Source organism: Ruegeria sp. HKCCD6426 (genome assembly GCF_057221115.1).
Genome location: NZ_JBWVBF010000002.1, coordinates 14,334 through 36,514, shown reverse-complemented (window position 1 = coordinate 36,514; position 22,181 = coordinate 14,334). Strand labels below are relative to the sequence as shown.

Below are 22,181 nucleotides of genomic sequence, written 5' to 3'. Positions count from 1 at the left end.
TGACATGAATTGCCGCTATTCAGATGGTGTTTGAGTACCAATCGATAGTTAAAGCTGCGCGGCCAGGATGAACAATCCTGACCGCGCTTATTTTATACCCCCGTGGCAAGCGGCCGTGGGATCAGAGCCCGCCAGCGGCCGCAACGCTGCGCGGTTCGGCCGGCATCTCGCGCGGAGGACGCCCGATAACATCGCGCAGGTCCTCAAGCTCGATAAAGTTGTCGGCCTGACGGCGCAGTTCGTCCGAAATCATCGGTGGCTGGCTGCGAATGGTCGAAACGACCGAAACGCGCACGCCCTGGCGTTGCAGGCTGGCTATCAGCGGGCGGAAATCCCCATCGCCCGAGAATAGCACAATATGATCGACACGCGGTGCAAGTTCCATGGCATCGACGGTGAGCTCGATATCCATGTTCCCTTTAACCTTTCGGCGCCCCATGCTGTCGGTGTATTCCTTGGCCGGTTTCGTCACCATGGTAAAGCCGTTGTAATGCAGCCAGTCTACCAGTGGTCGGATCGGGGAGTATTCGTCATTTTCCAGTAGCGCGGTGTAATAGAAAGCTCTTAGAAGTTTACCTCTGCGCATGAATTCCTGCCGCAGCAACTTGTAGTCTATATCAAACCCCAGAGCTTTTGCGGCTGCGTAAAGATTCGAGCCATCGATGAACAGCGCTAGCCGTTCGTCCTTATAAAACATAAATAGGTCCTTCCGGTATAAACCATCGCACCGTGTGATTCCGTGAGTGAGAAAAATTTGGTCAGCACAATGGTAAGCTTAAAATAGGTCTTTTGGGCCTAATCGCAAGTATTCTCTGGCCTGAATATAGGGGTAATAATGGCAAAAACACAGTCAAAAGCCATAGTGGCACTGGGCGCGAATCTCAGTATGAGACGTCAAGAGCCCAAGGTGACACTTGAACAGGCTTTGGGCGCCATGGCAGAGGCAGGGTTGGTGATTCGTGCGGCCAGCAGGTTCTTTTCTACACCGTGCTTCCCGGCGGGTGCCGGGCCAGATTACGTAAATGCAGCGGCATTGATTGATACCGATATGACGCCAAAGGCGGTTCTGCAAGTGCTGCACGATATCGAGCACGAGTTTGGCCGCGCCCGTGTTCAGCGTTGGGGAATGCGGACGCTGGACCTTGATCTGGTCTGCTGGGAAGACCACGTGTTGCCTGACCTAGCGGAATACAACCGCTGGCGTACGCTGTCCACAGAGGATCAGATGCAGCTGGCTCCGGATCAGCTGATCCTGCCGCATCCGCGTCTTCAGGACCGGGCGTTTGTGTTGGTTCCGATGGCAGATGTTGCTCCTGACTGGCGTCACCCGGTGCTGGGAGAGACTGTTACTGAGATGGTGGCCACACTGCCGTCCGAGGATGTGGCCTCGGTGACGCCGCTGTGATCCTTGCAATTGCGGCATTTCCTGCTTGTCAAGGCGGGGAATCACGCTTAGATAAACCCCTTCTTGCCACGGATTCATTTACGGAGAGCGCCCCATGGCCCGCGTTACGGTCGAAGATTGTGTAGACAAGGTCCCGAACCGGTTTGAGCTGGTGATGCTTGCCGCCCATCGTGCGCGCGAGATTTCTGCTGGTGGCCCGATCACCGTGGATCGTGACAATGACAAGAACCCAGTCGTGTCGCTGCGCGAAATCGCAGACGAAACCCAGAGCGCGGATGAGCTGCGCGAACGTCTGATCGAAGCCAACCAGACTCAGATTGAGGTCGATGAGCCCGAAGAAGATCAGATGGCTCTGCTGATGGGTGCGGAATCGGACAAGCCTGCCGATGACGATATGTCGGAAGAAAAGCTCCTGCGCGCGCTAATGGAGGCTCAGGGCCAGGGGTAATCCCCAAATACGAAGGTGCGGACCGGATGATTTCTGCTGAAGACCTGATTGCGCTGGTCCGCAACTACAATCCCAAGACAAATGCCGAGCGCATCGCAAAGGCCTATGAATATGGGCAGCAGATGCACGAAGGGCAATTCCGCCATTCCGGCGAGGCTTATTTCACTCATCCTGTTGCCGTCGCCGCCATCCTGACCGAACAGCGTCTGGACGATGCGACAATCATTACTGCGTTGCTGCACGACACGATTGAGGACACCAAGGCCAGCTATGGCAAAATCTCGGAAATGTTCGGGGAAGAAGTAGCCAAGCTTGTCGACGGCGTGACCAAGCTGACTAACCTGCAGCTGTCCAGCCGCGAGACCAAACAGGCCGAAAACTTCCGCAAGCTGTTCATGGCCATGTCCAAGGACCTGCGCGTCATTCTGGTCAAACTGGCCGACCGCCTGCACAACATGCGCACGATCAAGGCGATGCGGCCCGAAAAGCAGGTTGTTAAAGCGCGCGAAACCATGGACATCTATGCGCCTCTTGCTGGCCGCATGGGTATGCAGTGGATGCGCGAAGAGCTGGAAGACCTTGCTTTCCGTGTTCTCAATCCCGAAGGCCGCCAGTCAATCATCCGTCGTTTCATCACCCTGCAAAGGGAAACAGGTGATGTGATCCACCGCATCACCGGTGACATGCGTCATGAGCTGGACAAGGCCGGGATCGATGCCGAGGTTTTTGGACGCGCCAAGAAACCGTATTCGATCTGGCGCAAGATGCAGGAGAAAGATCAGGGTTTCTCGCGTCTGTCCGACATTTATGGGTTTCGCATCATCACCCGGACAGAGGAAGACAGCTATCGCACTCTTGGAGCCATCCATCAGCGCTGGCGCGCGGTTCCGGGGCGCTTCAAAGATTACATCAGTCAGCCGAAATCCAACGGATACCGCTCGATCCACACCACAGTTTCGGGCCGTGACGGAAAACGGGTCGAAGTCCAGATTCGCACGCGTCAGATGCATGACGTGGCTGAAACCGGTGTTGCCGCGCATTGGTCTTATCGGGATGGTGTGCGCTCGGAAAACCCCTTTGCCGTCGACCCGGCCAAGTGGATCGCCAACCTGACCGAACAGTTTGACAGCGAGGACGATCACGAAGATTTTCTCGAGGCGGTCAAACTGGAAATGTACTCTGACCAGGTTTTCTGTTTCACGCCCAAAGGTGACGTGGTCAAGCTGCCGCGCGGAGCGACGCCGATCGATTTTGCCTATGCCATCCACACTCGCATCGGCCATGCATGCGTGGGGGCCAAAGTGGACGGCATTCGCGTGCCTTTGTGGACACGGATAAAGAATGGACAGTCGGTGGACATCATCACGGCCGACGGTCAGACGCCGCAGGTTACATGGCTGGAAATTGCCGTGACCGGCAAGGCCCGTACCGCCATCCGTCGCGCCCTGCGCGAGGTGGATCGCGAGAGATTCATCAAGCTGGGCAAGGAACTGGCCCGGTCGGGATTTGAACATGTGGGCCGCAAGGCCACCGACAAGGCATTGGAAACGGCAGCGAAGCACTTGCGGCTCAAAGATCGCGACGAATTGTTGGCTCGCCTGGGTAGTGCTGAACTGACCGCACATGATGTCGTCAGCGCCGTCTATCCCGAGCTGACGCAGGATGATGGCGATGCAATTCCTCTGCGTCGCGCGGTGATTGGTTTGGAGCCGGGGCAGAAGTTCGACCGTGCGCCCTGCTGTCAGCCATTGCCGGGTGAACGCATCGTGGGCATCACATATCGTGGCAAAGGTGTGGTCGTGCATGCCATCGATTGCGACCGCTTGAGCGAATTCGAAAGTGAACCGAACCGCTGGGTCGACCTACACTGGCACTCGGGCACGCATCCGGCCGTCTATGGTGCAACACTCGACCTGACCATCGGCAATGACGCCGGTGTACTGGGACGTATTTGCACATTGATCGGCGAGAAAAAGGCCAATATCTCGAACCTGGAATTTGTAGACCGAAAACCGGATTTTTATCGCCTTTTGATTAATGTCGAACTGCGCGACCTAGAGCAGTTGCACTCGCTGATGCTGATGCTTGAAGCAGAGAGCGATGTTGCTTCGGTGGAGCGTTATCGGGATCGGACGAAAACCGCAGTGGCGGCAGGCTGAGAAGGGGTGATCAGGAGTGGTATTCAAGCGCCGAGATCGACGCTCGCCTGTCCAGATTGCTTCGGAATTCGTCTACCCGCGTGGCGGTTGGACACGCGCGTTTCACTACGTCAAACACCGGGTACGCCGTCTGCCCGATACGCCCGAGCGGATCGCACGTGGCATCGGGGCAGGGGTTTTTGCCGCGTTTACCCCGTTTTACGGCTTGCATTTTCTTGTTGCTGCCGTGCTGGCCCGACTGATCAACGGCAACATTCTTGCCGCTCTCAGCGGCACGTTTTTTGGCAACCCGCTGACCTATGTGCCTATAGGGGTGATTTGTCTTCAAACCGGTCATTTCCTGCTGGGAACCAAGTTCGAAAAGGGTGACACCCACGGTTTGATGGGAAAGTTTGCCGATGCTTTGGGCGATTTGAAAAACAATTTCTTTGCGGTGTTCACTGACCGTGTCGCTGACTGGCACGGGCTCAAAATCTTTTACCACGAAGTGTTTTTTCCCTACATGATTGGAGGGATTATTCCAGGCATCGTGGCGGGTTTAATCTGCACGTATCTCAGCCTCCCTCTGATCCGAACCTACCAACAACGCCGCCGGGCTCGGATCAAAGCAAAATTCGAGCAAATCAAGCGATTGGCGCAGGCAGAGACTGCCGTTCCCATGGCAAACCCATTAGGTTCAACCCATGGGCAGAAAAAGGATTCGAAAGATGTCTGACACCCACCTGCGACTTGGCGTCAATATCGACCACGTGGCTACTGTGCGGAATGCGCGCGGCGGCGCTTATCCCGATCCGTTGCGTGCTGCCAAAATCGCCGAGGAAGCCGGGGCCGATGGTATCACCGCCCATCTGCGTGAAGACCGCCGACACATCTCGGACGCTGACATCGACGGGTTGATGGAGGTCTTGTCGGTGCCTTTGAATTTTGAAATGGCGGCCACAGACGAAATGCAGAAAATCGCCCTGCGCCATAAACCGCACGCAGTTTGCATCGTCCCCGAAAAACGCGAGGAACGAACGACCGAAGGCGGTTTGGAAGTGGCGCGCGAAGAAAACAAGCTGGCCCACTTCATCGCGCCCTTGCGCGACGCCGGCTGCCGCGTTTCGATCTTTATTGCCGCCGATCAGCGCCAGATCGAGGCTGCCCACCGCATCGGCGCCGAAGTGATCGAACTACACACCGGCGCCTATTGCGATGCCCATGCAGAAGGTCGGTCGGAAGAAGCCGCCCGCGAACTGGAATCTCTGCGCGAGATGTCCGCATTTGCCCATTCGCTGGGGTTGGAGGTCCACGCAGGTCACGGATTGACGTATGATACTGTGAAACCCGTGGCTGCTTTTCCTGAGGTGCGCGAGTTGAATATCGGCCACTTCCTGATTGGTGAAGCAATCTTTCTGGGCCTTACACCGGCGATCGCCGAGATGCGTCGTCTGATGGACGAGGCGCGGGCATGATCACCTCTGGGTTCGTTGCGATCTGGATTGCCTGGCTCATGGCCGGGGGATCTCCGGGTCCGGCGACCATGGGTATCGCGGGAACTGCCATGAACGAAGGCCGCACGGCAGGGTTGGCCTTTGCTCTGGGCATTTGCGCGGGATCTGCTGCCTGGGGTGTCGCTGCGGCGTTGGGGTTGTCGGCGATCATGCTGGCTAACGTCTGGGTGTTTGAAGTCATCCGCTATGTCGGCGTGGCCTATCTGGGCTGGCTAGCGCTCAAGGCACTGCGTCGTGCCCTGACTACGGATGAGGTGGCGCTGGGCAATCCGGTTACCGGATCGCTGCGAACCATCTTTGCCAAAGGCGCAGCCATCCACCTGACCAACCCCAAGGCGATTCTGAGCTGGGGATCGATCTACGCGATCGTCGCGCCAAACGATGCCAGCCTGGTGATGCTTCTGGGGTATTTCGCCCTGCTATATTCGGGGTCCTTGCTGATCTTCATCGGATACGCGTTTCTGTTCTCGTCTGAACGTATGGTCCGTACGTATCGCCGTACGCGTCGCTGGTTCGATTTCGCCTTTGCGGGTTTTTTTGGCGTGGCCAGCTACAAGATTTTCACAGTGAGGTTTTCATGACAGATAAGGCGCGGAGATGATCCGGCACTGCGTGATGCTGCGCCTGAAACCCGAGCACGACCGCTCGGAGATCGAAGCGGTGATGCAGGGTCTTAGTGAAGTTGCTGATCGCTTGCCGGGCTGTGGCAACTTTGTATTCGGACCCAATCGGGACTTTGAAGAAAAATCACCGAATTATCCCTTTGGCTTTACGCTGGATTTCGACAGCGAATCCGGCCTGCAACGTTATGCCGACGACGAAGTGCATCGCCAACTGGGCGCAAGGCTGGTCGACATGTGCGTCGGAGGCGGCGCGGGTATCTTGGTTTTTGATCTGGAAATGCATGAACCGGACGCCCAGTAATGAGTGAGGGAACGTCATGAAAGCAATCACATATAGCGGCTTTGGTGCGGCGGCGGATGTCCTTAAACTGATTGATCTGCCCGAGCCCGAACCTGCCCAGGGCGAAGTGTTGGTCCGAATTCACGCAAGTGGCGTCAATCCGTCCGATGTCAAACTGCGCGGTGGCGCGAGACCGGGCGCCGTGATGCAGTTTCCCATGGTGGTGCCGCATTCCGATGGCGCCGGGGTAATCGAGGCGGTCGGCGACGGGGTTGACCCTGCGCGCGTTGGCGAACGAGTCTGGATCTGGAACGGCCAATGGCAACGCGCATTCGGAACCGGGGCCGAGTATATTACACTGCCCTCGGAACAGGCTGTGTATTTGCCCGAAACCACCAGCTTCGCCGAGGGTGCCTGTTTCGGGATACCGGCCATGACTGCTTGGTATGCGCTTTTTTGCGATGGCCCCGTCGATGGTAAAACCGTCCTTGTCCCCGGGGGCGCCGGAACTGTCGGTCGCTATGCTTGCCAGATGGCCGCGCTGGGTGGTGCGCGGGTGATCACGACAGTCAGTTCCGAGGAAAAAGCGGCTCATTCAGGTGCATCAGATTGGGTAAACTACCGTACCCAAAACGTGACGGATGCCGTGATGGATCTTACCAACGGTGCGGGCGTCGACCGGATCGTCGAGGTCGATTTTGCCGCCAATCAGGACGCGTCGCTGTCGCTGATCCGCCCTGGCGGTACCATTGCCAGCTATGCGTCCGCTTCCCAGATGCGTCCCGAGCTCGATTTCTACGGGTTCATGTTCAAAAATATCCGACTGCATATGCTGATCGTCTATCAGCTTGACGCTGCGGCCCGCCGCAAGGGTGAGGCGCAGTTGGGCGACTGGTTGGAACAAAACGCGCTCAGCCACGCTGTCGTTCCCGCAGGGGGCCTCACGGATGCTGCCTCGGCTCACGCAATGGTCGAGGCCGGGCAAAAACTGGGCACCGTAGTGTTGGAGGTGTGATGTGATCCTCGGAATTGGCACGGATCTCGCCAACATAGACCGCATCCAAGGCACGCTTGACCGGTTCGGCGACCGGTTCCGCAATCGTGTCTTCACCGATACCGAACAGCACAAGGCCGAGCGACGCGCCGATACCGCAGGTACTTACGCCAAGCGTTGGGCGGCGAAAGAAGCATGTTCCAAGGCGCTGGGTACTGGTCTGCGTATGGGGATCGCGTGGAAGGATATGGCTGTCACGAATCTGCGTACAGGCCAGCCCGTGATGCATGTCACCGGCTGGGCTGCCGAGCGCTTGCAAGAGATGACGCCAGCGGGGCATGAGGCGATCATCCACGTCACGCTCACCGATGATCACCCTTGGGCGCAAGCCTTTGTGGTGATCGAGGCGCGCCCGCTTCAAGATAGCGCCGCGCAGCCTTGACTTGCCCCCAACCGACCCGCATGTAGCACCCCAACAAGGCAAGGACTGGAGAGCAGAATGGCTGAGGACGCCAAAACCGGAAGTGGCATCTGGGAGACGATCAAAACCATCGTCTACGCTCTGCTGATTGCGGGCATTTTCCGGACCCTGTTTTTCCAACCCTTCTGGATTCCCTCGGGGTCAATGAAACAGACGCTGCTGATCGGGGATTTTCTGTTCGTCAACAAGATGGCCTATGGTTATTCCTATGCGTCCTGCCCCAGCCTGATCATTCCTAGTGTTGGGCTCAACATCGACGCTGAAGATATCTGCGGTTGGATGCAAGGCGATGGCGACACTCGTTTTTGGGGCGGCGAGCCCGAGCGCGGCGATGTGATCGTTTTTCGCCACCCAGTCACCGGTCGTGACTATATTAAGCGGCTGATCGGCCTGCCGGGCGATCGCATTCAGGTGCGACAAGGGCAGGTTATTCTTAACGGAACACCAATTCCGCAACAGCCTGATGGCGTGTTTACTGAGGTCGCCGAACCGCAGGGTCCGCAGGGCCTGCGCCCGCGTTGCGAAAATGGTCCTGTCGGTATTGGAGGCGTCTGCGAAAAGACCCGCCTGATCGAAACTCTGCCCAATGGCGTTTCTTACGATGTACTCAACATCGGCAATCAGGGATCAGACAACACAGGCGTCTACACTGTTCCCGAAGGCCATTATTTCTTTATGGGCGACAACCGCGATAACTCTGCCGACAGCCGGTTGCCGCAGTCGGCTGGTGGGGTCGGGTTTGTGCCATATGAAAACCTGATCGGACGTGCGGATCGTATCATGTTCTCGTCAGCTGGCAGGTCCATGCTGTTCTTTTGGACTTGGCGCAGCGATCGTTACTTCAAGGCGGTCAATTGAAGCTTTCAGCTGAGATAAAAGCGTTCCAGCAACGGTTGGGATATCAGTTTGCCGATCCCGAACTGCTTGTGCGTGCACTGACCCATGGCTCGGTTTCGTCCAGCACCCGCCCTGATAATCAGAGGTTGGAGTTTCTAGGCGACCGTGTGTTGGGCCTGGTCATGGCAACCGCGTTGCTGGAAGCCGACAAAAAAGCCTCTGAGGGTCAGCTGGCGCCCCGATTCAACGCCCTGGTCCGCAAGGAAGCCTGCGCCGACGTGGCCCGTCAAATTGATCTGGGTGCTGTGTTGAAGTTGGGGCGGTCCGAGATGCTGTCGGGTGGTCGTCGCAAGCAGGCCCTGTTGGGGGATGCGATGGAGGCTGTTATTGCAGCCGTTTACCGCGACGCAGGTTTCGAAGCCGCCCGCGATGTGATCCTGCGACTTTGGGGTGACAGGGTGCATAATGTCGAAGCTGACGCACGTGACGCCAAAACCTCGTTACAGGAATGGGCGCAGGCCCGTGGCCAGAAACCGCCTAGCTACGTTGAGGTCAAGCGCAGCGGCCCGGACCATGCACCGGTTTTTACAATCGCCGCCCGGTTGCAAGACGGAACAGAGGCGCAGGCTACAGCCGGATCCAAGCGGCAAGCCGAACAGGCTGCAGCCAAAGCTTTGTTGGAGCGTTTGAGCTGACCCGTGCCTCGCATTTCTGACACATGACGATCAGACTCGCCAGCAAATCTGATGCGGCCAGCCTTGCCGCGCTTTCAATCGAGGTTTGGATGGGAACGTATTTGCGGCAGGGAATTAGCCCCTTTTTCGCCAACTATGTACTGTCTGAGTTCACGGTCTCGCGGTTTGAAAGTTTGATGGACAGCTCAATGAACTTACTGGCCGTGTCCCAAAACCAAGACGGTATCGACGGATACATCCACGTGGCCCAAGGCAGCGTTGCGCCGGTCGCCGGACTCTCTGATATAGAAATAGCAACGTTTTACGTGCAGCCGCGCCACCACGGAAGCGGCATTGGTAAAGCGCTTTTGCAATTGGCTACGGCTCATTGCCGTAAACTTGGTCAATGCTCGGTCTGGTTGACGACAAATTCACAAAACACTCCGGCTATAGAGTTTTATTTGTCTCAGGGGTTTGAACAGGTTGGAACCACGGATTTCCGAATTCACGAACAAACCTTTCCGAACCACGTTTTGGCTCTTGCCCTGGATTCGTCGGGATAGATTTTCGGTCACGCTACCCGAATGAAGCCAGTTAGTCCGGTCTTTTGATGCTCGATTACATGGCAATGAAAGGCCCAGTCACCAGGATTGTCTGCAACCAGCGCGATCTCGACCACTTCGTCCTTCAGCAACAACATTGTATCCGTCATCAACGGCGGTAGTGCGCGCAGGTTTGATTTCAGCGGTGCGAAGGCCAGCCCGTGCAGGTGGATCGGGTGCAGATTTGGCGACTCATTGCGTAGGCGCAGGACGTAGCTTTTACCCATCTCCAGGGTCGCAATTGGTCCAGTTCCATGCGCCGCATCACCGGGCCAGGGTTTGCGGTTGATCGACCAGAAATTGTAACCCAAGGACCCACAGAAACCGTTATTCGGCTCACCCCCTTCCGGCGTCCAGCCAAAGACGAACTCGTGCAATTCGGCATTGGCCAGATCGGGCTTGGACACGGGGTTCGCCGGCAAGGGGTACAATTCTCGCAAGTCCCGTGCAACAGACGTTCCGGCGGCACGCAGCTGGGCCATGGCGCGGTGAGGCTGTCCGGGTAACTTGGCCATAAGATCAACGGTTTGCCCTTCACCCGACGGCATAGCGACTGCGATGTCTACACGTTGGCCAGGTCCGACCAGCAGTGGCTCATCTGTGCTGGGCATGGGGATGTCGAATTTGACCGGGTGGCCGTCCCAGGCGATGATCCGTGCTTTGGCGCCTTCAAGATGCAATTTGTAGATGCGCGTCGTATCCGTATTCACTACTCGCAACCTGACCAGCCCACCCGCGCCATGATCATAAACGGGTGCAGTCAGCCAGTTTGCGGTCTGATGATTGCCGAATGTGCCGGCACGGGCCGCACCACGCGTCGTGTATGCGGGCAGGAACTGACTATCTTCATCCAGACGGAAATCGCGCAGATTGATGATCTGCTCGCTGTCAAAGCCGGGGTCTTCAGGCTCGGCAATAACCATCACACCTGTCAGACCATGAGCCATCTGTTCCATTGTCATGCAGTGTGGATGGTACCAATAAGTGCCAGCATCAGGTGGCGTGAATTCATAGGCGAATAGTTCTCCTTCACCTATTGGCATTTGGGTCAGGTAGGGCACCCCGTCCATTTCGTTGGGAATTCGCATCCCGTGCCAGTGCATGGCGGTATATTCGGGCAGTGCATTTCGCACCGGCAGCCGCATTACCTCTCCCTGCCGCCCATACAAAACCGGAGGTGGCGCCTCCCGGGATAGGCTGACCATTCCAGTCGTCACCTGATCGCGAAGCGTGAAACTTGCAGGCTGAATGGTCAGTTCCTTTGCCGTGCCTCCTGCGGCCAATCCGTATCCGCCCAGCCCCAAGGCACCAGCAGCTGCTCCGCTTCCCAATAGAAACTCACGACGTTTCATGTCCTGCCTTATTGTTGGGGTAGTCACCTGGCTTGATTTGGCTTGGTGTGCCTGTGCCTTGCCACTTCGGGCGCATGGCAGCAATGCGACAAATCCCTCTGGCCCGCTGCGTTATTCTGCTATAGGGGTGCGCACTTGCAAACAGGATCGCAGGACACATGACCACACGCGCCGGATTTATCGCCCTGATCGGAGAGCCAAACGCAGGCAAATCCACCCTTCTGAACCGCATGGTCGGGGCCAAGGTCTCAATCGTGACGCATAAAGTGCAAACCACCCGCGCCCGCATCCGTGGCGTCGCGATGGAAGGTGATGCACAGCTGGTCTTTGTCGACACACCGGGCTTGTTCAAACCCCGCCGCCGTCTGGACCGCGCTATGGTTGCTGCCGCATGGGGTGGGGCGGCTGACGCGGATGTCGTGGTACTACTGGTCGAGGCGCATCGCGGTATCACTGAAGGCGTCGAGCGCATCCTCGAAGGTTTGGAAGAGATCGGGCAGGGCAGGAAAGTCGCGCTTGCGATCAACAAGATCGACAAGGTCCAGTCCGAAGTGCTGCTTTCATTGACCAGCGACCTGAACGCGCGCTATCCGTTTGCAGAAACATTCATGATCTCGGCCGAGCGCGGCTACGGCGTTGACGACCTGCGCAAATGGCTTGCCTCGGAACTGCCCGAAGGCCCGTGGCTGTACCCCGAGGATCAGATCGCCGATCTGCCCATGCGCATGATTGCAGCTGAAATGACGCGCGAGAAGCTGACCCTGCGTCTGCATCAGGAACTGCCTTACCAACTGACGGTCGAGACTGAAAACTGGGAAGAACGCAAGGACGGCTCCGCCAAGATCGACCAGATCATCTATGTCATGCGTGATGGGCACAAGGGCATCGTTCTGGGCAAAAAGGGCGAGACGATCAAGGCCGTCAGCCAGGCGGCGCGTGCGGAACTGGAAGAGTTCCTCGACCGTAAAATCCACCTGTTCCTGCAGGTCAAAGTCCGACCCAATTGGTTGGAGGAATCCGAGCGCTACTCGGAAATGGGTTTGGATTTCAAAGACGGAAACGCATGACCCGCCTGACAGCTGATTTCTGGGTCCACGCCTATCTGGCGCGGCTACGGTTTCAGGAAATACCGGCCTTCGTCGTAGTCCACGGTGACGACACGGCTGGCGCTGTGCTGGTCAAGCTCAATACTCTGGACGGCCAGGCGGTAGCCTTCCAGCGCAGTTTCGATCTGATGAGCGGTGAGCGCAAATGGGTGGAACTGTCGAGCGGCGCCGAAGCGGAGGTGGATCAAACGATCCAACGCCAACGCAGCTTTGACCCGGACCTCTGGGTGATCGAAGTAGAGGATCGGCAAGGGCGGCATCTACTTGGTGAAGAGGGGCTGGATTAGCTTTACCAACCACTCGTTTTGGCTTGGATGTCATGTCCGGTCGCGTTGGGTGCGCCACCCGCATATTCCCGAATCTTGGCGGCGAAGGCTTTAAAATAGGGTTGTGACTGAACGTGCGCCAGAGTTTCGGCACTGTCCCATCGGCCCCAGTGAAACCGAGATTTTCCATCATCGGCGACGGCAACTTGATAAACGAACTTACCAGCGGCCTCAGGATCGGCATCTATGGCCGCGATGAAGGCATCGGTGGTCTCCTGCCATTCAGCTTCGTCGCCATCGAAGCTGTAGGTGATGGTGATTCCTCGCATGATGGCCTCCTGTTTAACAATATTGTTAAGTAATGGCTATCAGGGAAACTTTGTCAAGCCGATGATCTTGCAGCAGTTTGCATAAACTCGGTCGGATTCAGACCAAGCGTCACCCGGATAGCTCTACGCCGGTTTTGCGCAACACCTCAGCGATCTTCGCCCCGTCCTGATCACCTCCCGGAACCTCACGATCTAGCGCTGTAAACATCTCGACAGCACGCGACCCTCGGCCGGAAATTTCCAGCAGATGCGCCCCACCTGGCCCAAATTTGAAGCTGTGTACTGTGCTGGCGGGGAAATGAACCAAGGTGCCTTGTGTCGCTTTTTTCTCCTCCCCATTCATCACGAAATCAACCTCACCCTTAACGACAAAAAAAGTCTCGTCCCACGGATGTGAATGCGGCGGCGGCCCATTGCCTTCGTGACCATAATTGAGCGTAACGGCGTAGTCGCCGATCTGGTCCAATTGTGCCAGCACGGTGATTTCGTCGCCCAACACGTTCAGGGCTTTGGGATAGTTGCATGGTGAAATAAAGAATGACCTCTTCATGGCGTGCTCCTGTCTGTGTCGTTGTCGGATCCCACATAATTCGATTTATGGAATTGATCTGATGTCGCAGCCAACACCGTTGAGCTTAGCATTTAGCCAGCTGTCTGACTGTTACGGAACAAGGTTATCCATTCTATAGTCACCTTGCGAATGCTCTGTAGTTGCGGTCTTGTGTCCAGGCAATTCTTCGAACCCCATTAGGAGCCGCCTTTGGACTGGCGTGATCACGGCATACTTCTGACAACCCGCCGCCACGGCGAAACCGCAGCGATTATTGAAGTGTTCACCGAAGCGCACGGTCGGCATGCTGGTGTTGTGCGTGGCGGCTCCAGCAGAAAGATAGCCCCGATCCTGCAACCCGGCGCTCAGTTGGATGTCCTGTGGCGCGCGCGGCTCGAGGAGCACATTGGAACGTATCAAGTCGAACCCCTGCGATCCCGAGCGGCGTCGGCGTTTTCGGGTCGGCTTGCGCTGGCTGGGTTGAACGCAGTGGTGGCGCTGTTGTCGTTCTGCCTGCCCGAACGCGAACCACATCCCGCAATCTACAAGCAGACCGAACAATTGATGGACCTGCTGGGTCAGGACGAAATCTGGCCATTGGCTTATCTACGCTGGGAGCTGGCGTTGTTGAACGAATTGGGTTTTGGCCTCGACCTGACCACATGCGCGGTAACCGGGGCGACCGAGAGCTTGGTCTACGTTTCGCCTAAGAGCGGGCGCGCGGTCAGTGCCGTCGGGGCAGGGGAATGGGCTGACAAACTGCTGCCTCTGCCATCTTGCCTGCGAGGTGAAGGTAATGCACCGGATGTTGAAATCGCGGATGGGCTGCGCACCACCGGGTACTTCCTGGAACACAAAGTTGCGCCTTCGCATGGGCACAATCCTTTACCTGAGGCGCGCGCGCGGTTTGTCGAACAGTTTACTCGGCGGCTTTGAAAACCATTTCCTGCCCGTCCTCATTTCGCAGGATCAACACATCGCCGGACACTTCAGATTGGGTCATGGCCAACAATGCGGCGAAATATACCCCTTCGGCCTCGAGACCTGCACAGGCAGCATGAGTCGCAGTCAAATCGTTGATCTCGAACCAGGGGTAGGGCGCATTCAGCGTGCCGTTGTAGCTGTTGCAGGGGGCGTTGCCTGCTATGCGCCCGTCTTCGGGGAACCGCAAAAGGGCACTGGCCTCATAGGCATGGCCGTTAATCTCCTGTAACACCCATGTCCGGTCCGCCGCGCCATAGGCGGCAACAGATTCGTCCTTGTCACATTGGAACAGGGCCAGAAAAGGCAGCATCAGGATCAGGCGCGTCATGCGGGTGTTCTATCCTCTGGGCGTAGCCGCGTGAACCGCATCAGTAGGGGTTTGCTCCGCTCAGCAATTCTTGTCGCACTTCCTGGCGCGGCCTCCAATTGTATCTGGTGTCCTCGCGTACTGGTGCCCAGTACAGCGCGCCGCTGTTCCGCCACGGGTCCAGAATAATGCCGTCATACATCGAATCCCCCTTGGCACTGATCAAAGCCGAGTGGTGGATGATCCGGAACGCCGTTGGAGGTGATGTGGCCCAGTGCAGGTCCAACGTTCGGAAGTTTTCCTGCCGCAAACGCGTGGTCATGGCCTGGGCCCAGTCGTTGCATAGGCCTTGTTCACGAAAGCCATTAACGATCTTGGCATTGTGGATGATGGCTGGGTCAGTGACGTTCCATTCCTGTTTGAGCTGCTGCGAATAGGAAAACGATATCTCAGCAGCGCGGCGCGCCTCACCTGAGTCAACCTCGGGGCCAAGCGCCTGAATGGCTTGTGCCAGATCGTCGACATCGCTGTGGCCGGTTTGTGGTGCAGAGGCGCACCCTGCAAGGGCGAGGGCCACGCAGGTGACCAGCAGTGCGGTAATGGATTTCAATTCATCTCTCCTCTGACCCGCAGGTGGCCGTAAAAGTTGCTGCCCATTACCTGATTCCCGAGCGCGTTCCGAGGGGGAAGTTTCGCCGGAAGCGCCTCAGGACCGATTTGTCCGAACTTTCCCGTCGAGATTTGTGGGAACGGTCAAATTGCACAAAAAAGAAAACCCGGCACGAAGCCGGGTTCAGTTGGGGAAACCGCGACGGGCCGGGATCTACCCCAGTAACCGCCGCGCGATAACCTGCGCTTGAATTTCAGCAGCGCCTTCAAAGATGTTCAAAATACGCGCATCGCACAGAACGCGGCTGATCTTGTATTCCAGAGCGAACCCGTTGCCGCCGTGGATCTGCAAGCCATTGTCCGCAGCAGCCCAGGCTACGCGGGCGCCCAGCAATTTGGCCATTCCAGCCTCCAGATCGCAGCGCTGGCCGTGATCCTTTTCCCAAGCAGAGAAATAGGTCAGCTGCCGCGCTATCATGATCTCGACAGCCATCATCGCCAATTTGCCCGATACGCGGGGGAAGTTGATCAGGGACTTGCCGAATTGCTTGCGGTCCTGAGCATACTGCATCGCGATATCCAGCGCACATTGCGCCACACCAATGGCGCGGGCAGCGGTCTGGATTCGAGCGGACTCGAAGGTTTCCATCAGTTGCTTGAAACCCTTGCCTTCTTCGCCGCCCAGAAGATTTTCACCTTTGACCGCAAAGCCGTCAAATCCCAGTTCGTATTCCTTCATTCCGCGATAACCCAGCACTTCGATCTCACCACCCGTCATGCCGGGGGCGGGGAATGGGTTCTCGTCCGTGCCGGGTGTCTTTTCGGCCAAAAACATGGACAGACCGCGGTGGTCGGTCGTGTCCGGGTTCGTGCGTGCCAGCAAAGTCATCACGTGGGTTCGTGCGGCGTGGGTGATCCAGGTCTTGTTGCCAGTGATCTGATAGTTGCCGTTCTCATCTTTCGTAGCACGCGTGCGCAGGCTCCCAAGATCCGACCCGGTGTTTGGTTCAGTAAATACAGCCGTGGGCAAGATTTCTGCGCTGGCGATTTTGGGTAGCCATTGGGCTTTTTGCGCGTCGGTGCCACCTGCAATGATCAACTCGGCTGCAATCTCAGACCGGGTGCCCAGTGAGCCGACGCCGATATAGCCGCGCGACAATTCTTCGGACACAACACACATCGATGCTTTGGAAAGGCCGAAGCCGCCAAATTCTTCCGGGATGGTCAGGCCGAACACACCCATTTCGGCTAATTCCTCGATTATCTCGATCGGGATCAACTCGTCCTTCAGGTGCCACTCGTGTGCGTTGGGTTCGACCTTTTCCTGTGCATAGCGGCGGAACTGGTCGCGGATCATTTCAAGCTCTTCGTCCAGACCGGATGCGCCGAACATGGTAGAGCCAGCTTGATCCTGCATCAGTTCAACAAGCCGGGTTCGCGCGGTCTGGCTGTTGGCCTGCGCCATCAGGGTCTGTACTTCGGGGGATTGAAAGCCGGACAGGGCATTCCAGCCCAAACCCAGATCCTGCAGGCGGACAACTTCGCCTTGGTTCATCGGTATGCCACCGGCGATCTGGTGCAGGTACTCGCCAAAAGCGATTTGATGAATCAGTTGCTCCATCTCACCGAGTTTGCCGTCGGCATCCAAAGCCTGGGCCCAGCGTTGCATCTGCTGCAGAGACTGTTGATAGGTTGCCAGCCACGCCAACCCGTGTGCGGCAGTTTGGTGTGCTTCGATCAGCGCACCCGAGATCCGGCCATCTTCCGTCACCATCGCACGAACTGACTCGCGTGCGCGTTCAAAAACAGTTTCAACCACGGGCACGGCAGCACCGGTCAGGGTCAGGAGGTCGGGCAATACAGCTTGTGTGGTCATGTTTGTCACGTCCTGTCCGTCATGGGCCATGAATCACGTCCTTCTCTGGGTCGTCCGGTCATACCATGCTGCACATGCAGCGCAACAAAAATACTAATAAAACATAAAAAAAGTTCAATAATTACGTAGTCGATTTTGCGGTGCAGAGAGATTCCAGAATGCTATGAAGGGGAATGGCGCCGTTTTCGATGATGTCACCCCAAGATCTTTATCTGGCCCTGGCGGTCGCATTCCTTGCAGGATGGGTCAAAGGAATGGTGGGGTTTGCAATGCCTACGGTTCTGGTCTCGGGGCTCAGCATCATGTTGCCTCCTGATTTGGCTCTGGCCGGGCTGATCCTGCCCACATTAGTCACAAACGGAGTACAAGCCCTGCGCGGAGGCACTTCAGCGGCGCTTAGTTCGGTGCGTCAATTCCGGCTTTTTCTGGGGGTTGGTCTGATCTTTCTGCTAATCAGTGCGCAAATGGTCAGATTGTTGTCTCCCTCGGTATTCTTGATGATGATTGGCATCCCGGTGTCATTCTTTGCGATGGTGCAGTTGCTGGGGTTAAAACTGGTACTGCAACGCCCTTCGGCCTGGATCGAGGCCGCATCGGGCGCAGTCGCGGGCTTTGTTGGTGGGGTTTCCGGTGTCTGGGGGCCGCCTACTGTGGCCTACCTGACGGCGCTGAACACGCCTAGGCAGGACCAAATGCGTGTGCAGGGCGTCATATATGGGTTGGGTGCGGTGGCTTTGGCTGTGGCGCATGTTGGATCGGGGATTCTGCGGGCAGAAACGGCTGTGTTTTCAGCGCTGTTGATTGTGCCTGCACTTGCGGGAATGTGGGGTGGTCTGTCATTGCAAAGCCGGATTAATCAGGCGCAGTTTCGAAAGCTGACCCTGCTGGTTTTGCTTATAGCCGGTCTGAACCTGCTGCGGCGCGGAGTGATGGGTTGAAACGTCAGGTCCGTTTCTCGGTCAGCCGAAAGGTGAAATAAAGACCGAGCATCAGAAAAAACAAACCGGAAATGTCGCCGATCAGATAGGCGATATACTCCTCGGTGGCGCTGCCAAATGCCAGATTCGTCAGAATTGCCAAAAGAAGGGATGTGACGACCCCGACACCCATGACGCAAATCCAGCACGGGCGCCGGCCAGGTTTGGGAAACAGGTCCCAGCCTATCCATTTGCAGACATAGAACACAGCGGGCACGGTAGTGACAGCTACGGTGATCGCCAACAGCCGGCTGGGCAGGAATACGTCCCAACCTCCGATCAGGGCAAACACCAGAAATACACCCGGCAACAGGGCGAAGATCGCGCGCCATCCCAACAGCCAGGCCGACAGAACACGTACGCCATGCGGCAGAAACAACAGGCTGGCGTAACTGGGATATTGCGGAAAGAATATGTTCTGAAGGGGCATCAGAACTTCAAACGTCAGAAGCGATGCCACCACATAGGCCAACGAGGCGTAAAACGTGTCCGTAACCCACCCTTGCACAGAAGTCAGCCGCTTACTTGCCGCGAGGGCGTGTCACCTGGGGGCATGAACGATATACCGTCCCCGATTGGCGCTGCCGCTTTGCGACAGGTACCCCTTTTGAACCAGCGACTTCAGCGCACGGAAAAAAGTCGGACGCGAAACACTTTGAACCAGCGTGTGTTCGATCAGGCCGAATGTGCGCACTTCCCGAGTTGCTTTCGACAGCTCTTCAGCCGCGTAGTAAATATCACGCTCGACCGGGGACAATTCCTCCAGCCCCAACGTGCGCTCCATACTTTGCATCAGCTTGCGCAGTTCTGCGAGTTTCGAGATTTCCGTCATGATTTACCTGTCTTTTCCAGCGCCCGGCACAGAATGTCGGAAAGAGGTTCTTTCCATCGCACTTGGCCCGGTGCCCACCCCCAATTGGACTCTTTCACCATCTGATCGGACAACTCACGGCGCGAGTGTGAGTGTATTCGCAGGAGCCGCCCAAAGCTAATTACTGTACCCTAATCCAATCAGATACACCGGACGGGTCTTTGTAATGACTTGGCTAGATACCGTAAGTCGGGTGCTGCCGCAAATATTTTGTTCAGCATGTCTCGATAAGGTGAGGGCATTTGATAACGCCTGCTGCGAGAAAAAGGGGCGCAATGGCCCCTTTTGCATTTATCCAATGGCGACCGCTTTGATGTCCTCATCAATGAACGGTATGTATTGCTCAAAGTTCGCGGCGAACATTTGAACCAGTTTTTCGGCCTGTTTGTCAAAGGCTGCCTGGTCGTCCCATGTGCGACGCGGATCCAGTAGCACTTCGGGCACGCCGGGTACGGAAACAGGTACGTCAAAGCCAAAATTGGCGTCCTTGCGGTACTCGGCGTCGGCCATGGATCCGTCCAGCGCGGCAGTCAGCAGAGCGCGCGTCGCCTTGATTGGCATCCGGCTTCCAACGCCATAGGCGCCACCGGTCCAGCCAGTGTTGACCAGCCAGCAGGTCGCGCCGTGCTGAGCGATCTTGTCACGCAACAGGTTGCCGTAGGCTTCGGGACGACGTGGCATGAATGGTGCGCCAAAGCAGGTCGAGAATGTCGGCTGCGGTTCGGTCACACCACGTTCGGTGCCAGCGACCTTGGAAGTGAAGCCTGACAGGAAGTGGTACATAGCCTGAGCCGGCGTCAACCGCGCGATCGGAGGCAGCACGCCAAACGCATCGCAGGTCAGCATGATGATGTTTTTCGGGTGCCCGCCCAGTGCGCTGCTGGACGCGTTCGATATGTACTCGAGCGGGTAGGCGCAGCGCATGTTCGCGGTCAGCGAGTCGTCGTCGAAATCCAGCTCCTTGGTTTCGGGATCGAAGACCATGTTCTCGATCACGGTGCCAAACTTGCTGGTGGTCGCGTAGATTTCCGGCTCCGCCTCGGCGTTCAGGTTGATCGTTTTGGCATAGCAGCCGCCTTCGAAGTTGAAGGTGCCGCGGTCGGACCAGCCATGTTCATCGTCGCCAATCAGAACACGCGCAGGATCGGCGGAAAGGGTGGTCTTGCCAGTGCCCGAGAGGCCGAAGAACACGGCTGTGTCGACCGGGTTACCGACGGCGTGGTTGGCCGAGCAGTGCATCGGCATCACGCCTTTTTCCGGCAGCATGTAGTTCAGCAGGGTGAAGACAGACTTCTTGTTTTCACCCGCATATTCGGTGCCGCCGATCAGGATCAGTTTGCGATCGAAGTTCAGCGCGATCACCGTCTCGCTACGGCAGTTGTGCTTGGCCGGGTCAGCCTGAAAGCTGGGGCAGTTGATGACGGTAAAGTCCGACGTGAAATCGTCCAGATCTTCGCGGTCCGGGCGACGCAGCAGGTGGCGAATGAACAGGTTGTGCCAGGCCAGCTCGGTTACCATGCGTACGTTGATCGAATAGGCCGGATCGGCTCCGCCAACGAGATCCTGCACAAAGTAGTCGCGGCCCTTCATATGCTCGAGCATGTCGGCATAAAGTGCGTCAAAGCCTTCGGGGCTCATCGCGGCGTTGTTTTCCCACCAGATGGTATCGACGACGCTGTCGGTTTTGACGACATGCTTATCCTTGGGTGAACGGCCAGTGAATTTGCCTGTGGTGACCAGAAAGGCTCCGCCATTGCCAAGCGTACCTTCGCCCCGCTTCAGCGCCTCTTCGATCAGCGCCGGTTCCATGAAGTTGTAATAGACATTGCCCAGACCCTCGATGCCCTGATCCTCGAGGCGGAATTGCGGGTTAACCCGTCCAGATGTCATGCGTATATTCTCCTGTGGCGGCGCGGCGGCGGTTGGGGCCGCTTGCGCTCTTGGGGCATTGTACCGGAATATCCGGCGGACAGGGGCCTCTTATCACGGTCGTTTGGGGCATGAACAGGACGGTTTGGCGCAGTTAGCGCAACCAAGCTAAGGTTTAGCGCCACCAAGAAATCTCTGTGTAAAAACCAGGCATAATCTTGAGGGCAAGAAGGCAAATTTGCCGCATAGCCGCCCCAACAAAGGCACGATTCGCAGTTACGGATTGATTCGGCGTCTTAAAACCGCCAACAATGCCTTACAAATAAGCGAATTATTTCGCGAGTGAGCAGGAATAGGGGTGAACCCGATGTCAAAGATCGCACTGGTGGACGACGACAGAAACATTCTGACGTCCGTATCCATGACACTCGAAGCCGAAGGGTTTGAGGTCGAAACTTATAATGACGGACAGGCGGCGCTGGATGCGTTCAACAAGAAGCTGCCGGACATGGCCGTGCTGGATATCAAGATGCCGCGCATGGATGGCATGGATCTGCTGCAGCGCCTGCGGCAGAAAACCCAGATGCCGGTTATTTTTCTGACGTCCAAGGACGATGAAATTGACGAAGTTCTGGGACTGCGCATGGGCGCAGATGATTATGTAAAAAAGCCGTTTTCGCAGCGTTTGCTGGTTGAACGCATCCGCGCCCTGTTACGGCGGCAGGAAGCGACTGAGGGTGATGTTGCTAATACCAACACTGGCGACGCAAAGGTTATGGAGCGCGGTGAGCTGCGGATGGATCCCCTGCGCCATGCGGTCAGCTGGAAGGGTGCAGATGTTTCGCTGACAGTGACGGAGTTTTTGTTGTTGCAGGCACTGGCTCAGCGCCCGGGTTTTGTCAAAAGCCGGGACCAGCTCATGGATGTCGCCTATGACGATCAGGTCTATGTGGACGACCGGACGATCGACAGCCATATCAAACGTCTGCGCAAGAAAATGCGCGCCGCCGACCCCGAGTTTTCGGCAATCGAGACTTTGTACGGCATCGGATATCGTTATAACGAAGAATAGGCGCGGCCGGTTTAAGG

General features: G+C 56.9%; 27 protein-coding genes. 17 read left to right on the top strand and 10 right to left on the bottom strand.

Annotation, left to right across the window (positions count from 1 at the left end; translation table 11 throughout):
- Positions 1-121 precede the first annotated feature (121 nt).
- Positions 122-697, bottom strand: coding sequence for a LabA-like NYN domain-containing protein (locus AC2TDA_RS04760; protein ID WP_480850134.1), 576 nt, complete (start codon positions 695-697; stop codon positions 122-124).
- 138 nt (positions 698-835) lie between these two features.
- On the opposite strand from AC2TDA_RS04760, the gene folK reads away from it, so the two are divergent.
- The 12 genes from folK to AC2TDA_RS04700 all read left to right on the top strand — a co-directional run bounded on the left by folK (position 836) and on the right by AC2TDA_RS04700 (position 9,957).
- Positions 836-1,405 carry a 2-amino-4-hydroxy-6-hydroxymethyldihydropteridine diphosphokinase gene (folK, locus tag AC2TDA_RS04755; protein WP_480880850.1) on the top strand — a complete coding sequence of 190 codons (570 nt, stop codon included), beginning with the start codon at positions 836-838 and terminating at the stop codon, positions 1,403-1,405.
- Between the two features lie 94 nt (positions 1,406-1,499).
- On the top strand, positions 1,500-1,853 hold the full coding sequence (gene rpoZ / locus AC2TDA_RS04750) for a DNA-directed RNA polymerase subunit omega (protein ID WP_010437681.1): 354 nt from the start codon (positions 1,500-1,502) through the stop codon (positions 1,851-1,853).
- Between the two features lie 26 nt (positions 1,854-1,879).
- A complete protein-coding gene (locus AC2TDA_RS04745; RefSeq protein WP_480850138.1) occupies positions 1,880-4,012 on the top strand; it encodes a RelA/SpoT family protein in 2,133 nt (710 codons plus the stop codon).
- 16 nt (positions 4,013-4,028) lie between these two features.
- Positions 4,029-4,727, top strand: coding sequence for a DUF2062 domain-containing protein (locus tag AC2TDA_RS04740; protein ID WP_480850140.1), 699 nt, complete (start codon positions 4,029-4,031; stop codon positions 4,725-4,727).
- On the top strand, positions 4,720-5,466 hold the full coding sequence (locus AC2TDA_RS04735) for a pyridoxine 5'-phosphate synthase (RefSeq protein ID WP_480880852.1): 747 nt from the start codon (positions 4,720-4,722) through the stop codon (positions 5,464-5,466). The genes AC2TDA_RS04740 and AC2TDA_RS04735 overlap by 8 nt, the downstream gene beginning before the upstream one ends.
- On the top strand, positions 5,463-6,086 hold the full coding sequence (locus tag AC2TDA_RS04730) for a LysE family translocator (protein WP_480850143.1): 624 nt from the start codon (positions 5,463-5,465) through the stop codon (positions 6,084-6,086). Before AC2TDA_RS04735 ends, AC2TDA_RS04730 begins: the two co-directional genes overlap by 4 nt.
- A 16-nt stretch (positions 6,087-6,102) precedes the next feature.
- Positions 6,103-6,429, top strand: coding sequence for a Dabb family protein (locus AC2TDA_RS04725; RefSeq protein WP_480850145.1), 327 nt, complete (start codon positions 6,103-6,105; stop codon positions 6,427-6,429).
- 16 nt (positions 6,430-6,445) lie between these two features.
- Positions 6,446-7,423: an NADPH:quinone reductase gene (locus AC2TDA_RS04720; protein ID WP_480880853.1), complete on the top strand. Its 978-nt coding sequence runs from the start codon at positions 6,446-6,448 to the stop codon at positions 7,421-7,423.
- Between the two features lies 1 nt (position 7,424).
- Positions 7,425-7,844: a holo-ACP synthase gene (gene acpS, locus AC2TDA_RS04715; protein ID WP_480880854.1), complete on the top strand. Its 420-nt coding sequence runs from the start codon at positions 7,425-7,427 to the stop codon at positions 7,842-7,844.
- 57 nt (positions 7,845-7,901) lie between these two features.
- Positions 7,902-8,741, top strand: coding sequence for a signal peptidase I (lepB, locus tag AC2TDA_RS04710; protein ID WP_480850149.1), 840 nt, complete (start codon positions 7,902-7,904; stop codon positions 8,739-8,741).
- Positions 8,738-9,415, top strand: a complete 678-nt coding sequence (rnc, locus tag AC2TDA_RS04705) for a ribonuclease III (protein WP_480850151.1) — start codon at positions 8,738-8,740, stop codon at positions 9,413-9,415. Before lepB ends, rnc begins: the two co-directional genes overlap by 4 nt.
- A gap of 23 nt (positions 9,416-9,438) precedes the next feature.
- Positions 9,439-9,957, top strand: coding sequence for an N-acetyltransferase family protein (locus tag AC2TDA_RS04700; protein ID WP_480880855.1), 519 nt, complete (start codon positions 9,439-9,441; stop codon positions 9,955-9,957).
- Between the two features lie 8 nt (positions 9,958-9,965).
- On the opposite strand, the gene AC2TDA_RS04695 is transcribed toward AC2TDA_RS04700, so the two are convergent.
- Entirely contained in the window at positions 9,966-11,348 is a 1,383-nt protein-coding gene (locus tag AC2TDA_RS04695) for a multicopper oxidase family protein (protein ID WP_480880857.1), read from the bottom strand.
- Positions 11,349-11,506: 158 nt separating this feature from the next.
- On the opposite strand from AC2TDA_RS04695, the gene era reads away from it, so the two are divergent.
- Together era and AC2TDA_RS04685 are read left to right on the top strand one after the other, a co-directional pair.
- Entirely contained in the window at positions 11,507-12,415 is a 909-nt protein-coding gene (era, locus tag AC2TDA_RS04690) for a GTPase Era (protein ID WP_480850158.1), read from the top strand.
- Positions 12,412-12,741 (top strand): DUF1491 family protein, encoded by a 330-nt coding sequence (locus AC2TDA_RS04685; RefSeq protein ID WP_480880858.1) that lies wholly within the window; start codon positions 12,412-12,414, stop codon positions 12,739-12,741. The genes era and AC2TDA_RS04685 overlap by 4 nt, the downstream gene beginning before the upstream one ends.
- Before the next feature lie 2 nt (positions 12,742-12,743).
- On the opposite strand, the gene AC2TDA_RS04680 is transcribed toward AC2TDA_RS04685, so the two are convergent.
- Both AC2TDA_RS04680 and AC2TDA_RS04675 read right to left on the bottom strand, forming a co-directional pair.
- On the bottom strand, positions 12,744-13,049 hold the full coding sequence (locus AC2TDA_RS04680) for a hypothetical protein (protein WP_480850161.1): 306 nt from the start codon (positions 13,047-13,049) through the stop codon (positions 12,744-12,746).
- A 109-nt stretch (positions 13,050-13,158) separates the two neighbouring features.
- Positions 13,159-13,599, bottom strand: a complete 441-nt coding sequence (locus AC2TDA_RS04675) for a cupin domain-containing protein (protein ID WP_480880859.1) — start codon at positions 13,597-13,599, stop codon at positions 13,159-13,161.
- Between the two features lie 210 nt (positions 13,600-13,809).
- Between AC2TDA_RS04675 and recO the strand changes: the two genes are divergently transcribed.
- Complete coding sequence (recO, locus tag AC2TDA_RS04670; protein ID WP_480880860.1) at positions 13,810-14,535, top strand: DNA repair protein RecO; 726 nt, start codon at positions 13,810-13,812, stop codon at positions 14,533-14,535.
- Here the strand turns inward: recO and AC2TDA_RS04665 are convergent.
- From AC2TDA_RS04665 to AC2TDA_RS04655, 3 genes are all read right to left on the bottom strand, one after another.
- Complete coding sequence (locus tag AC2TDA_RS04665) at positions 14,519-14,911, bottom strand: META domain-containing protein (protein WP_480880862.1); 393 nt, start codon at positions 14,909-14,911, stop codon at positions 14,519-14,521. The two genes, recO and AC2TDA_RS04665, sit on opposite strands and share 17 nt — an antisense overlap.
- Before the next feature lie 40 nt (positions 14,912-14,951).
- On the bottom strand, positions 14,952-15,500 hold the full coding sequence (locus tag AC2TDA_RS04660; RefSeq protein WP_480880863.1) for a hypothetical protein: 549 nt from the start codon (positions 15,498-15,500) through the stop codon (positions 14,952-14,954).
- A 213-nt stretch (positions 15,501-15,713) separates the two neighbouring features.
- The gene (locus AC2TDA_RS04655; protein WP_480880864.1) at positions 15,714-17,405 is read right to left on the bottom strand and encodes an acyl-CoA dehydrogenase family protein; all 1,692 of its coding nucleotides are present in this window, start codon (positions 17,403-17,405) and stop codon (positions 15,714-15,716) included.
- 143 nt (positions 17,406-17,548) lie between these two features.
- Between AC2TDA_RS04655 and AC2TDA_RS04650 the strand changes: the two genes are divergently transcribed.
- Positions 17,549-18,313: a sulfite exporter TauE/SafE family protein gene (locus tag AC2TDA_RS04650; RefSeq protein WP_480880865.1), complete on the top strand. Its 765-nt coding sequence runs from the start codon at positions 17,549-17,551 to the stop codon at positions 18,311-18,313.
- Positions 18,314-18,317: 4 nt separating this feature from the next.
- Here AC2TDA_RS04650 and AC2TDA_RS04645 read toward each other — a convergent pair whose 3' ends face one another.
- The 3 genes from AC2TDA_RS04645 to AC2TDA_RS04635 form a co-directional block, all read right to left on the bottom strand.
- Positions 18,318-18,860: a hypothetical protein gene (locus AC2TDA_RS04645; protein ID WP_480880867.1), complete on the bottom strand. Its 543-nt coding sequence runs from the start codon at positions 18,858-18,860 to the stop codon at positions 18,318-18,320.
- Between the two features lie 33 nt (positions 18,861-18,893).
- Positions 18,894-19,184, bottom strand: a complete 291-nt coding sequence (locus AC2TDA_RS04640; RefSeq protein WP_480880869.1) for a hypothetical protein — start codon at positions 19,182-19,184, stop codon at positions 18,894-18,896.
- 330 nt (positions 19,185-19,514) lie between these two features.
- Positions 19,515-21,113 carry a phosphoenolpyruvate carboxykinase gene (locus tag AC2TDA_RS04635; protein ID WP_480880870.1) on the bottom strand — a complete coding sequence of 533 codons (1,599 nt, stop codon included), beginning with the start codon at positions 21,111-21,113 and terminating at the stop codon, positions 19,515-19,517.
- Between the two features lie 346 nt (positions 21,114-21,459).
- On the opposite strand from AC2TDA_RS04635, the gene AC2TDA_RS04630 reads away from it, so the two are divergent.
- On the top strand, positions 21,460-22,164 hold the full coding sequence (locus AC2TDA_RS04630; RefSeq protein ID WP_480844186.1) for a response regulator transcription factor: 705 nt from the start codon (positions 21,460-21,462) through the stop codon (positions 22,162-22,164).
- Positions 22,165-22,181: the final 17 nt, after the last annotated feature.